The 13,860-nt window shown below is 46.2% G+C and carries 10 protein-coding genes; 2 read left to right on the top strand and 8 right to left on the bottom strand.

Translation table 11 applies throughout. The features are described from left to right. Positions 1-29: 29 nt before the first annotated feature. From AC58VC_RS30490 to AC58VC_RS30460, 7 genes are all read right to left on the bottom strand, one after another. Complete coding sequence (locus AC58VC_RS30490; RefSeq protein WP_497374429.1) at positions 30-1,559, bottom strand: extracellular solute-binding protein; 1,530 nt, start codon at positions 1,557-1,559, stop codon at positions 30-32. 71 nt (positions 1,560-1,630) lie between these two features. Continuing rightward, entirely contained in the window at positions 1,631-2,509 is an 879-nt protein-coding gene (locus AC58VC_RS30485; protein ID WP_161408599.1) for a carbohydrate ABC transporter permease, read from the bottom strand. A gap of 17 nt (positions 2,510-2,526) precedes the next feature. Continuing rightward, positions 2,527-3,384 (bottom strand): ABC transporter permease, encoded by an 858-nt coding sequence (locus AC58VC_RS30480; RefSeq protein ID WP_497374721.1) that lies wholly within the window; start codon positions 3,382-3,384, stop codon positions 2,527-2,529. Positions 3,385-3,683: 299 nt separating this feature from the next. After that, the gene (locus AC58VC_RS30475) at positions 3,684-5,948 is read right to left on the bottom strand and encodes a helix-turn-helix domain-containing protein (protein WP_497374427.1); all 2,265 of its coding nucleotides are present in this window, start codon (positions 5,946-5,948) and stop codon (positions 3,684-3,686) included. Between the two features lie 120 nt (positions 5,949-6,068). Then, a complete protein-coding gene (gene rpmF, locus AC58VC_RS30470; RefSeq protein WP_028553571.1) occupies positions 6,069-6,245 on the bottom strand; it encodes a 50S ribosomal protein L32 in 177 nt (58 codons plus the stop codon). Positions 6,246-6,312: 67 nt separating this feature from the next. After that, positions 6,313-8,421 carry an alpha/beta hydrolase family protein gene (locus AC58VC_RS30465; RefSeq protein WP_497374424.1) on the bottom strand — a complete coding sequence of 703 codons (2,109 nt, stop codon included), beginning with the start codon at positions 8,419-8,421 and terminating at the stop codon, positions 6,313-6,315. After that, positions 8,418-8,774 (bottom strand): cupin domain-containing protein, encoded by a 357-nt coding sequence (locus AC58VC_RS30460; protein ID WP_497374418.1) that lies wholly within the window; start codon positions 8,772-8,774, stop codon positions 8,418-8,420. Before AC58VC_RS30460 ends, AC58VC_RS30465 begins: the two co-directional genes overlap by 4 nt. Before the next feature lie 565 nt (positions 8,775-9,339). On the opposite strand from AC58VC_RS30460, the gene AC58VC_RS30455 reads away from it, so the two are divergent. Next, positions 9,340-11,457: a tetratricopeptide repeat protein gene (locus AC58VC_RS30455; RefSeq protein WP_497374416.1), complete on the top strand. Its 2,118-nt coding sequence runs from the start codon at positions 9,340-9,342 to the stop codon at positions 11,455-11,457. Continuing rightward, positions 11,457-12,731, top strand: a complete 1,275-nt coding sequence (locus AC58VC_RS30450; RefSeq protein WP_497374414.1) for an MFS transporter — start codon at positions 11,457-11,459, stop codon at positions 12,729-12,731. Before AC58VC_RS30455 ends, AC58VC_RS30450 begins: the two co-directional genes overlap by 1 nt. Before the next feature lie 324 nt (positions 12,732-13,055). Here AC58VC_RS30450 and AC58VC_RS30445 read toward each other — a convergent pair whose 3' ends face one another. Continuing rightward, positions 13,056-13,853, bottom strand: a complete 798-nt coding sequence (locus AC58VC_RS30445) for a TrmH family RNA methyltransferase (protein WP_497374412.1) — start codon at positions 13,851-13,853, stop codon at positions 13,056-13,058. Positions 13,854-13,860 lie beyond the last annotated feature (7 nt).

The following is a 13,860-nucleotide window of genomic DNA, read 5'->3' as shown; positions in this document are numbered from 1 at the left end:
TTCATGGCCGCCTCTACTATTTTCCTACCTTACTTTCCGCTCTTCGCGTATTGCGCACTGAACTCCTCAATCACTTTATCGCCGCCAGCTTTTCTCCACTGCTCAATGGCTTGCTTCCAGCCTGCCTCATCAATTTTACCCAGGATATATTTCGTCCGGGCATCGTCAATAATCGGCTTCAGCTCGCTGCCTTTGGTCGTTTGCGTCTCGGAAACGAGTGGGTTCGTCGGGTTGTTAACCGCGATTGCCTCGTTTTCTTTGATCATTTTGCCGTACTTCTCCATGAGCGGCGTTTCTTTCCCCGTCGTTTTTGCCGTATACTTGGCTATTTGAAGCTGTAGATAACTGGAGCCTACTTCGGTATCCTGCAGCTTTTGATCAATAAATACCGGCTTGCCGTCTTCTATCTTGTAATGCTTGCCTTCAACGCCCCAGCCCAGCAAATCCAGCATCTTCTGATCGGACATTTTATCATAGAAGCCTAGAATTTGCTTTAATTCCGCTTCGGTTTTCACACTTGATTTCGGAAACATAAACACACTGTTATAGCCTACGCCGCCCGGCAATCTCTCGCCTTTAGGCCCTTTGATCCGAGAGACGACGTCTACATCCGATCCAGGGAACGTTTTGGAAAGCGATGCCTGATAACCAGCTCCGTCGATCATATTCGAGATAACCGCGCCAGCCTTACCTTGGTTGATATCGTCTTTCTTCTGTTGATTGTTCAGGACAGGGAAGTCCTGTTTAATGAGCTTCTCGTCGTACAGTTTTTTATAAAATTTCATCGCTTCAAAATACTCAGGCGCTAGAAAATCAGGACTTAATTTGCCATCCTTCACTTCCCAGGAATTCGGCGCACCCATAATGGAAGCTACTACGCCAAAGCCGTCCATCGTTTTCTCCTCAGTCAGTCCCACGGTATCCGCTTTGCCGTTCTTATCCGGATCGTTCAGTGTAAACGCTTTAAAAACATTATATAAGTCATCGAGTGTTTTCGGTTCGCTTAAGCCTACGTTTTTCAACCAGTCGCTGCGGAAAATAACCCCGTAAGTCGACAAGTCGCGCGCACGATATAAGCCGTAAATTTTACCATCCACTTTAATATTATCAAACACTGCTGGGTTCATTTTAGACAGATTCGGATAGTCCTTGAGGTAAGGACCCACTTCCCAAAACACGCCAGCACGCACAGCGCTCAAAATATTCGAATCCTTGTTGTTCTGCACAAGCAGCGCCTTGGGAAGCTCACCGGAAGCAATCGTGACATTGACCTTCTCTTTGTAAGAAGAGTTGGGGACCCAGGAGATGTCCAATTTCGTGTTCGTATAAGCTTCAATCTGCTTTTGTACGTCACTGTCCGCTTTGGGCGGCTCCGCATACATGAGTGTCATGACGCTTAGTTTCAAAGGCTCGTTGCTTGCAGGCGCACTGCTTGTACCCGCATTCCCTCCTGCAGTTGGACTCGCTTCGTTTCCACAACCGGCCAGCAGCGCAGCAGCGCCAACCATCATTCCCATTGCAGCCAAACCGCTTTTTCTCATTCCCGTATGTTTTCTCATTGTGGCAATGCCTCCCCATAGTCTTATTTTATATGAATGCTTCCCAATCACAATAGTTTTCGGAAGCCTGTTCAACCTTTTACAGAACCGATCATGACTCCTTTGGCAAAATGCTTCTGCAGGAACGGATAAACGAGCAAAATCGGCACCGTTGAAATGACAATGACGGCCATCTTAATGATTTGTGACGGAGGTGCAATATAATTCTGATCAAACTGGGTCGAATCACCAATCCCGCCTTGGGATAAAATGACGATTTGCCTTAGCCATACTTGAATCGGCCACATTTTTGAATCGTTAATGTACATGATCGCGTTGAAAAAGGTGTTCCAATGGCCTACCGCATAAAATAAAGCAAAAGTAGCCAGTACTGGTGCTGATAACGGCAAAACAATCCGGAAAAGCAGGCCCACGTCGCTGCAGCCGTCGATTTTGGCGGCTTCCTCAAGCCCTTCGGGCAGCTGCCGGAAAAAGCTCACGACAACGATGAGATTAAACGCACTAATCGCGTTAGGAATCAGCAGAGACCAGTAGCTGTTCAGCATGCCAAGCGCCTTAACAACAAGAAACGTTGGCAGAATCCCGCCGTGAAACAGCATCGTGAATACGATCAGCATCATAAACAGCTTTCTTCCTTCAAAATCCTGCCTTGAAAGCGGATAGGCGAGCAGTGAGGTGAACAAAAGATTAATAAATGTACCGACCACCGTAATGCCGATCGTCACGAATAAGCTGTTTACGATCGTTTGTGTTGAAAAAATATAGCGGTACCCTTCTAACGAGAAGGAAGTAGGGAACAAAATGAATCCCCGTTTGAGTACCTCTTCTGGCTCGGCAAATGAAACCGAAATAATGTAGATAAACGGCAGCAGCGTGACTAGAGCAAACAACGCCAGAAATGTGTAATTGAAGCCGTCAAATATGCGGCTGCCTATGCTTTTGTTGATCATTGAACACCGCTCCCTTCTTAATACAGGCCGTTTTCGCCGAATTTTTTGGCCAACCGATTGGCCCCAACCACCAGCACCAGCCCAATGATCGACTTAAACAATCCGACTGCCGTACTGTAACTGAACTGACCTTGCTGAATCCCGACGTTGTAAACGTACGTATCAAAAACTTCGCCTACCTCGCGGTTCATAGCGTTCAGCATTAAGAAGATTTGTTCAAAGCCGGTATCGAGGAACGACCCCAGCCGAAGGATGAACAAAATAACAATGACGCTGCGGATGGCAGGAAGCGTAATATGCCACAATTGGCGAAAACGGTTCGCACCATCGATTCTTGCAGCTTCATACAACTGCGGGTCCACCCCAGCCAGCGCTGCTAGGAAAATAATCGTTCCCCAGCCTGTTTCCTTCCATACCACTTGGGAAACAATCATGGTTCGAAACCACTCGCTTGAGATGAGAAACTCCATTTTGGGCAGGCCCAGAGAGACGAACAAGTCGTTGACGATGCCCCCTTCCGTCGTGAAGAAGATGTAGGAGATCCCAACCACAACCACCCATGATACGAAGTGAGGAATGTAGACAATGGTTTGAATGCTGCGTTTGAAAACTTCCCTGCGCACTTCATTTAATAACAAGGCCAGAATGATGGGCAGCGGGAAGAAGAAGACCAGATTATACACAGCAAGAATGATCGTATTCTTGAACAGCATCGCGAATGATGCGTCAAAAAAGAACCTCTCAAAATGTTTGAAACCTACCCATTTGCTGTGCAGCATCCCTAAAGCTGGCTGGTAGTCCTGAAATGAAATTAACAGCCCCCACATGGGGAAATAACGAAAGATAATAAAGTAGAGCATGCCAGGAAGCGCCATCGCATACAGCCATTTGTTTTTCAGCAAACGGTTGATCCTCGTGCGGGCTTTGCTCCTCGCAGCCGTATCCGCTTTTACCGGTCTGGAAGTCAGTTCCACGTTTGACTCGTCCTCCTCGTTTGTTTGACAACGTTAGCGTATCGAAGCCGTAAATTGCCTGCAATAATCAACAGCGCTCCACCTGCGGATGATCGGCTTAATAGCTGCTACAGCAAGCATTTATAATCATTAGCGGCCCTGCGGATAATCATTTGTACGCAAAAAAACCACCCTACTTGGGTGGTTGGTAATCAAAATTGTCAGCCAATTGCATCCCTGCGTTGCTCCCGATACTGGCCGGGCGTCATTCCTTCTAGTTTGCGGAATTGGCGGATGAAATTCTGCGCGTTCGTATACTGCAAGCGTTCCGCAATGTCTGTGATCTTCATCTCCGTGCTGCTCAGCCAGCTCTTGGCCATATCATGGCGATATCCTGCCAAATATTCACTAAAGCTCATCCCCGCTTCCTTCCGGAACATCCGGCGGATATAGTGAGTGCTGTAGTTCAACCGCAACGCACACTGCTCCAGCGTCATATCACTGTCATAATGGGCATGGATGAGATCCATCACCGAGCGGGAAATGCTTTTGCCGGACGACTCATGCCGCTTGAGCGTAAGCTCCATCATCGGTTGAATCATTTGATCCTTAAACCAAACTTCGATTTCCTGTGGTGTCTTCCATCGAAACATATGCTCATACGCATTCCGTTGATCCGGGAATAGGAGCTCCCCTGTATCCCCCATGTCATACAAGACTCGGATGAGATCCGTCAGCAGCATGGCAAAAGACATTCGGTAAATGTTCGAATCCGTCTCTACGCGCAGCACGTCCTGAATAAACTGATGCAGGAGTTCCTCGGCTTTGTCTTTATCGAGCAAGGCAATGGCCTGTATTAACTCGGAAACCAAGTGGTGCGGATAATAATGCCGTGAAGCTTGTTTTGGCTTCAAATCATCGAGATGCAGGATCGCTTTTTCGCCAAGACGAATCCGGTATTGCAGCGCTTCTTTGGCTTCAAGAAATGCCCCTGAGGTCGCAAATAATTGGTCATAGGGCCTGCTGATGCCGATACTTACCTTTAGTCCCAAATATTCGTCTACGGCGCTTTGCACCGACATAGCCAGAGCACTCCATTCGCTGAGCAGCTCCATGTGGTTGTCCGTATCACTGCCGACCAAAATCACCTGATAATTGCCAATAGGCATCGCATGAATACGCTGCGGCATCGCAATCAGCTCTGCAGCCATATTATTAATCGCAAAGAGCAGCAGATCCTGCTCACTGGAGCGATAACGCGTTTGATCCAGCGTATCGATCTGCAGGACCAGGACGGCATAGTTCTTCCAGACAGGCAGCTGGTACCGCTCCGCCTTCTCCTCCATCTCACCGCGGTACAACTCACCTTGAAATAGCTTCAGCATGAAGTAGTCCACGAGTTGGCCAGCCTGAATCTTCATTTGACCTTCTAGCTGCTCCTTGGATTGATGGAGCGAGGCTACCTGCGTGCCGATCCATTGCAGCTCGTCTTTCACGGCAGAGCCGCCATTTTGCGGTTTGCTGTGGCGCATCGTGAATTCCATGAGACTGCGTACCGGGAAATACATCCGCTTGGAAGCCCAGTAGGACAGCAGCGCGGCAAAAAGCAGCAGCACAATACATGCCGTTAGCGTTGCCCATCCGATAGCAGCGGATTCCTTCCGCGCCTCCTCCAGCGGGATCACTGACACATATGTCCAGTTATTATAGCGGGACTGATTATAAATCACACTGTATGGCTTCCCTGACAAAGTACTATTGACATATCCCTGTGTATTTCCTGATTGCTGCAACTCCTTGGCCCACGGCTCGGCAAGAACACTTTGGCCAATCCTCGCAGGATCACTGTGAATGATAATTTTCATTTTGTCATCCAAAACCATCGTTTCCCTAGTTGAAAAGCCTCCGGTTAGCAGCTTGGAGAGCTCCGTGTTTGACATGCGCACGAATAAATAGCCTTTGGGTTCCGCAGCCAGCGGTGGAATCGTTTTCACAAGTTTGATTCCTGCAAAAGAAGCATCCTGGTCAGGCAGCCACCGAGATGTATAGACGTAAGTAAGCGCGTTCGATGCTTGCGCGGTGTCCGTGCCAAAGTAAAAGCCGCCGTCTTTGATATACCAGTTGTTCTGCAAACTGTGCAGCTCCGCTGCTTTCACACCTAATTCATAGGTTTGAACGCCAAGAAGCCCTTTGACCAGCAGCTCGATATCTTGAAAATCTTCAATCTCCATGCGTTTCCCCACGGAATTGATGACAAAAGGCGTCTCCGCGAACCGTCCGGAAACCTGATCAATGACCTTCAGGATCTGCTCAACCCGGCTTTGCGATTGCTGCAAAATAAACACATTCGCTTCGTTAACCTTCGCCTGAACCGTAGAAGTCGATTGAAAGAAAGCGTATACACCGAGACATAACAAAGGTACCGCGCTAATCAGTGAAGTCGTAATCAGCAGCTTAATTAGAAATGATGAGTATCGCGAAGGCATAAGTTCCTCCATCCGGCTTAGTAAAAAATACAAAAATAAATACAAGAATAAATACAAGAATAAATACAAAAATGACACTCTAATTATTTAGAAGTGTCATTTCTGATGCAATTCATATTATTATTGAGCTTTAACGATCTCTCTACCTTTATATGAACCGCAGTTTTTGCAAACATGATGTGCTTTTTTCAATTCTGCACATTGTTCACACTTCACCATTCCTGGTACTTCCAGTTTAAAGTGAGTACGGCGCTTATCGCGACGTGTTTTGGACGTTCTCCGTTGAGGAACAGCCATTTTCAAAACACCTCTTTTCAGTTACATAAATCAACAAAGAATATAATAGCTTTCTTGATCAATATTGTCAATGCTGAGTTTGAATAAATGCATCTCTAGCATACATAATGGCCTCGTCCACGTCACCAGACGTATACGCCTTCCAAGCATGTTCATCCCCTCGCAAATGTTTGTCAAACCATGCCAGGAGCATCCGCCTAACTTGCAATTTCACTTTTGGGCGACCTCTGATCCCATGATCCTCCCCGTGGAAGAGAAGGAGTGACACCTCTTTACCCATTGAGGTAAGCGCTGTGAACATTTGCTCAGACTCCGCTACAGGCACAATCCCATCAAGCTCACCATGCATGAGCAGCAGCGGACAATTCACCTTATCCGCAAGAAAGAGAGGTGATGATCGGACGAAGCGTTCCGGATCACTCCATGGTCTAGTGTTGTCACGCAGGGAACTAAGCCCGTACTGGTAACCATAAACGCCGGCTCCCCAGTAAGAGGCAAGATTGCTTATCCCTGCCATTGAACATGCAGTATGGAATAACTTGGAATCAGTCAAGCACCGCATAGCCAAAAAACCCCCAAAACTTCCACCGTAAACGGCAACTCTGCTTGGATTAAGAGTTTTATACCGCTTAAGTATGCACTCTACGGTTTCCAACACTTCAGGAATCGCGGACGCCCCCCAATCGTCCAAATGTAGATCTGAACGCGTCCTCCCATAGCCTGCTGTGCCTGTAGAGTTAATGACCAGTACAGCATAACCGTTACCAGCAAGAAGCTGATGCGTATCTTCGTAAGCCATACAAAGCTGAGCAGCTCCTCCATACAAGTAAACAATTAACGGTACTGACTCTAGCATTGCCTCATCCATGCCATCAGGCTCATAAAGCCATGCTCCTGGAGCAGGTACCTGAGCTATCCGCTTAGCAGGAGCCCACACAATCTCCGAGGATCCCGAACCTTTTAGGGAATCGGGACAAAGCACCAAGTCCGTCCGATCAATACGAAAGTGAGCAGGAACGAAAGGCATCCCATTCTCCGAATGTACACAAACAACTTTCCCGTCTGAAGTTATACTATGGCAACGGGAAGTTCCGCTCCCCAGAACTTCTGTTTGCAGCTTGAACAATTCATCTCTTTGTACTCGCGCTAATTCAGTTTGATGCCCCTTTGTTGCAATGAATGCAATATATTCCTCATTTATCCAATAAACTTCTTGCTTAGCGGCAGGCATACCTACTGGAGTTCCCGCGCTTATCTCGTCCTGTGAACCGTATTCACAAAGAACCCCATCTATCAGATCTAGCACATACAACCGCGTATCGTATACGTTGAGTTGAAAACCTGCAGGGTTCATCGTTTCATGACGAAAAGAGCGAATACTTAGTCGCGAAGATTCCGTTTCCATCGATCTAGAAGCAACATAGGCCAGATAGCGGCCAGTAGAAGATGAAACTGGAGTGTTCATAAAACTATGAGGTAGCGGTATGGGTTCCCTTTCCATTCTTGTATCCAAATGAATATTCCTTAATCGCAGTTGTGGTAAGGTACCGATAATGTTCACTTGATCTACAAAGTAAAGGGTATTTTCGTGAGGCGAGAGAAAGCAATGATCAAATTCATAGCCGGGGCCAGCGAGCCAGACAAGATCCTGCAAATCACCTTGAGATAAACTTGCCTGCACATACACAATCATTCTCTTCTTACGCCACCATGCCCATCGCTGAGGAATCTTAGTGATATGCCAATAATCGCTGTACTGAGGTGAATCTACCGGAGGTGTGGCATCACAGACGAGATAAAAACCTTTTCCTGCCTTATCCCACAGAAGCGATGAAGCATTATGGAATATCTGAGGATTTTGCCTTATGGATCCATCTTCAATAGAGTAGACAGCTATGTAATCCGTGTCATCTGTTCTCTGAAGTAACGCAAGTTCCTCTCCACTCGGAGAAAACTGAAGGCCTCTTGACCCTACCCCGACGTTCGCCTTCCAAATCAGGTTTATTCCCTCTTTTTCATCTAAAGAGCACATATACAATATATGTTCAAATTCATCCTCTTCCAAGTTCCACATCGTGGAAAGGAAAGCTGAGTGTCTTCCATCTGTTGTAACTGCGGTTTCTTTATAATCTGCAATGTCCGTAAGGTCGCTAAACGCCATCCTCCGTCTTCTCACTCGTTCGATTCCTCAACAAACACCGTATTCGCATCCGTATGCTCGAAACAGAGATTCACAGTCCGTACCTCAGAACGTGTTCGATGCAAAACGCCTGCAGGGATGGTTACATACTCATTCGGGGACAAAACAATGGATTTCTCGTCACTTAGATCGATGATCAGCTCCCCCTCCAGCACAAGGAACATTTCATCTGAATCGGGGTGGGAATGCCAAGGATAAGTCCCCGTAAATACGGCTAGTCTTAGACAACTTTCATTGACCGTTCCAATAATGGAATTATGGTAGTTTGATACTAAATTTTCGTATAGTGATGTTAACTTTCCTTTTTGAATCGATTGACCTACATTCATTTTATGACCTCCAAAGTAATGGTTATGTAAAATTAACTAACAACCATAAAAGAAAAATATTGTAAATTAATTCAAATGACGTTATAGTAGTTTTAGTAGATAATTGGATAAATAAGGAAATATCTTATGAACTCCATTATATCTGGCTGCAAATACAAATGGAAGAGAGGTGTTATAATATGATTAAAAAAACTTCCAAGAAGTCTACTACAATCCGCACGACTACTCCTTACATCGCGAACTAATACTTACTATGAGAAGAGACCTAAAGGCAGAACTTTAGGTCTCTTTTTTCCATTAACACTAATTGAATTTACTATTTCCATTCAATTTGGAGGGATAAATGATGATCAACAACTTACCACGAACTCGTGCTTCGTTATATGGCATACTGGACTCTGCGTGGGAGTCACTAGAGGAGCAGAACAAGTCCTATCTATGTATCTATGGAGAATCCGGGGTAGGAAAGAAGGATACTCTAATGGGTTGGATGGAAGAAAAGTTCACACAAGATACTCTCATCCACTCTGACGGCAGATCTTCCTCCTATGGATATTTTGCCGGTTTGGAAGTTCTTATTCATACCCTTTTGGAAGAAATGCACGCAACGCATGCCGAATATATACATAAGCATGAGCAGACCCTTAAGCGGCTCTTCCCCTACCTACCTTCCAATTATTTTATATATGAAAAGGATTTGACCAATTTAGCGTCTCCAGACGAGCGCACCCGCTTCTACCATCATGATTATCAGGAAAAGCTACTCCATGGAGTTTATGAATGCTTATTAGATACTGTTTCTATAACAGGGCGTCAGTTTAAAATTGTCATTCATCATGCAAGTGAGCTTTCCAAAACGGTCAAGACGTTCTTGCGCATCTTTCACCGCCGAAATCAACTTGCAAAGTCAATGTGGATTGTACTTCTTTGCGAACAACCCCTTGACCCTGATATTGCAGAAGCCGCAGTGGTTCTTCCCTTTCACCGCATGGACCGAGATGAGTTCGGACTTTGGATGGCTCAATTGCCTCAAAGCATCAGTATATCGTCAAAAAAAATGGATCTCCTTTATGAAGCATCCGGCGGGAACACGGCGAAGCTTTATGCCCTTCTGGAAGGAATGAAGATAGGCATGGAAGTGAATCCATACTTGCCCTTTCATACATATCTTGATTTTTGTTTACAGCTGAAAGGAGAAAAATTGCGCTATACTCTGCTGAAAGCATTCATTGAAGGACATTGTGCTTCCGACGATCCTGTGGCCTTGCGTAATTATGCGACATTCCATCCCGAAACACGGGCAAGACTACATAGGGAGAAGATCGAGAAACTCCGTGACGAAGGCTCTTGGGGGAATTTGCTTCACCCGATTCATGCCATGTCTTTGCTTACTCAAGCGGAACAACTAGGGGCTCTGACTCCCATCTCCATCCAATTACAAGAAATTGGCCTTTATGATACTTGGTTTGAAATATTTTCTCCTTACTATACTTCTAATCATCTTCGCGTTCTTCCGGATGGTGAGCAACCCCATAATTCAGTGTTCATCCGAATGTCGTTCATTTTGTACTCACTCGGATTGTCGAGTTTGTCAATTCCGTATTTGGAGTTGTTTTATCAACAATTTCCGGAGAGCCACGCGGTCCCAATGATTCTGTACTCTCAGAGCATGACTTATGGACGCTATCAAATTCCTGTTGATCTACCCCGAGCCGAGTATTATGCTCTTTTAAACTTGGAGAAAATTGAGAACTTGTTCCTTAACCATCCTAAATATGATTACATTATGGTTTTTGCTGAGAATGCGCTTGCTTATATCCGTGCTCGCCAAGGCCGCTTTGAAGAAGCCATTGAGCTATGTACAAAAGGATTAGAGCGTATGGAAGAAATTTATGGAAATGAAAAATATGCGCTTCACCAATCCATCTTAGTTTACAACACGGGACAAGTATATGAATTGGTTGGTGATTTTGACAAAGCCTATGAAACATATAAGCATGCTATTGCTCTCGATCCGAACTACGGAGAATACTATAATGATCTAGCTAACCTGCTAAAAAAAGCAGGAAAATTGGAAGAGGCCATGGAGTATTACTACAAAGCCATCGAGTTATGCCCGCCCTATTATGAGGCTCATATCAATCGTGCAGATCTATATGAAAAGTTAGGGCTAATCTCGGAGGCAGAGGCAGACTATCAACGCGCGCTCGTCCTAAAACCGGATGCGGCTATCGCCTCTCTAGGTCTCGGTGTCATATACTATCACGAGAGACGTTTTGCTGAATCTCTGGAAATGCTCAATAACACCATTTACCACCAGCCTAAGGAAGCACAAGCCTATAATAACCGTGCACTTGTTTTTCAGGAGCTCGATCAACTGCAAGAGGCGGCACAAGATTTAGACTATGCCATTCTTTTAAATCCTAAGTTAAGTGAAGCTTATAATAACAGAGCCATTTTGCATTTCAACGAAGAGAGATACGAGGAATGTAGGATAGATCTAGAATGCTCTCTGGAGCTCCAACAAGACCCTGATATTTACATGAATTTGAGTATGCTTCATCGTAAGCAAGGTCAGATGGTAGAAGCACTGGAAAAGCTCATCACGGCCAAAGAAAAGTTCGGCTCTTCGGAAGCCATGGATCATTTACTTTTGGAAATTGAACGCGAGCTCGTATCCTGATGACCACAACCAACGCTTCGGAACCATCCTCCAGCACAATAGAGGTGCTCAGATCTTTTTGGCCTCTCTATTTAGCATATGGGTTAAGTCAGCTGGGAAACTGGATGTTCCGCGCAGGCGCTATATACGATATCTTCGACAAGCAAGGTGGGGCCGGATCATTGTTGGGCTGGACCATCTTGTGCGTATATGTGCCTATTATGGTCGGAGGCAAATGGCTTGCACCCTTGTCGGACCGATTCAAAAGCGTCCCCCTTCTGATTTACTTGGATATTATTTGCTCACTGCTATTAGTTCCATTAATGATATGGGCAAACATGGGCGATAAAACCCAAGTGATTATTGCCTTAGGCATTATCGTTGGTTTAAGCTTATTGAACCCATTATTCACAGCGACTCAATCGAGTATGTTTCGCAGACGGTTAAAGACTGAACAAGTGGCAGCCGCAATGGCCCTGCTTACTAATATAACTTGGGCAACCCATATTCTTGGAACAATATTCGGTTCATTGCTGTTAATTATGCTCTCGTTTCGAATCATCGTTATGATTGATATCTTTAGTTTTGTCCTATCATTTGGTATATTGGCCTTCTGGATGCGACTTCAAGTTCCGTCATTTACGGAAGAAGCACGGAAAGAACCCGAGAGCTCTCCTACTTACTTAAGTACTGTAAAGGTAAAGTGGGTTCTGCTTGTTTCTGTATTCTTCCTCAATCTAGGTGCTGGTGTCATTAACCTCTTCCCGGTAGTAGTAGCCAGGAGTATATACCATATGGATCAGACAGGGCTCAGCCTTTTCTACCTTGTGAATGGAATCAGTGCCTTCGCGGGAACAATCCTCATCGGACGGCTGCGCAAGAAATTTCTGGACTTTCAACTTCTTGGCGCCTCCAGCCTGCTGATTGCTATCTCTTTGTTTACTATGAGTTGGTTCCCATCCTTGTCTTTCTCCGTTGCCGCTAGCTCTTTGATGCTCTTGTTCGGTCAGGTTTTTGGCGTAGTAGCTCATTCGTTTCTGCTCACTTCACACCGTCCAGAACAGGCAGGCCGCGCATCCGGATTGTTTATGACCTTTACATTCCTTGGGGTAGCAGTAAACGCAGGCTTGTTTTCTATTTTCTTTCATACAATTCAACCAGAACCCTTTTCCCACTTTATGCAGGCCTGCGGAGGGTTCGGTCTGATTTCTTTTATCATTATTGCAATCCACGAATTCAAAAAACGGCAGAGTCGGCATTCAAAGTATGACACGAATACTAAAAGCCTTCTCTGAAGAAGACACCCCCCGTACCTCCTTGGAAACGAGGGTACTGGGGTTCTTTGCATCTCATATTAAGGAATTTTCACAAGAAAAAACGTTCACCCAGTTAAGTGAACGTTGCACTTCAAGACTTTGTTTGTTACTTCAAGACTTACGTAGGATACACTCCAATGCTTTTTCGACAAAAGAGACTGAAGGAAAAACCAACTGTGTATCATTAATAATCCCTTATACATCAATCCTTTGCGCCACATCGAAACTTACCTAATACACCCAAGACAATTTACATTCCAGACAGTAAAAACTAACTTAACGTTCACATCACACACTTACCAGCTAACCCATCAACCGCTGCCGCGAAGCCTCAAACAGCAGCACCGTAGCCGCCATCGCCACATTCAGCGACTCCGCCTTGCCCTGCATCGGGATGATGACCTGCACATCCGACAGCGCAGCAACCTCCGGCGACACGCCCCGGCCCTCGTTGCCGAGAATCAACCACGTCGGCTGCCGCAGGTCCGTGTCGTAACACGAGCTCTGCGCCTGCAGGCTCGTGGTCACCAGCCGCACGCCGCGCTCACGCGCTCGCGGCAGCAAAAGCCCCAGATCTGCCTCCACAATCGGCAGATGATACATCGATCCCATCGTCGAGCGGATCGTCTTGGGATTGTACAGATCGACCGTGCCGCGGCCGAGCACAACCGCTTTGGCACCAACCGCATCCGCACTCCGGATGATGGTGCCGAGGTTGCCCGGGTCTTGGACGCCGTCCAAGACCACCACAAGGTCATGCTCGCCAGCGAGCAGCTCGTCCATGCCCAGCTGCGGCCGAGCAACAATGGCCAGCACGCCCTGCGGCGTCTGCGTGTCCGTGCATTTCTCCAGAACGGCTTGGCTGACGCCGACCCATTCCACCGCGCCTGGCAGTGCCAGTCCAGCAAGGCCATCAGGCAAGCCTTTTTCCAGACTAAAGATAACGATTTCGACTGAGGCTCCCGCTCGCAGCGCTTCCTCCACAAGATGATGGCCTTCGATGATATATTTCCCTTGTTTATCTCTACCTTTGCGTTCCAAAAGCTGTGCCCACTCTTTCACGCGGGCATTTTGAACAGACATAATTTCCGTATGCGTCATTTCTTCT

Source organism: Paenibacillus sp. J22R67 (assembly GCF_059692175.1).
The sequence above is the reverse complement of the archived record's forward strand: the minus strand, read 5'-3'. Positions and strand labels throughout refer to the sequence as shown.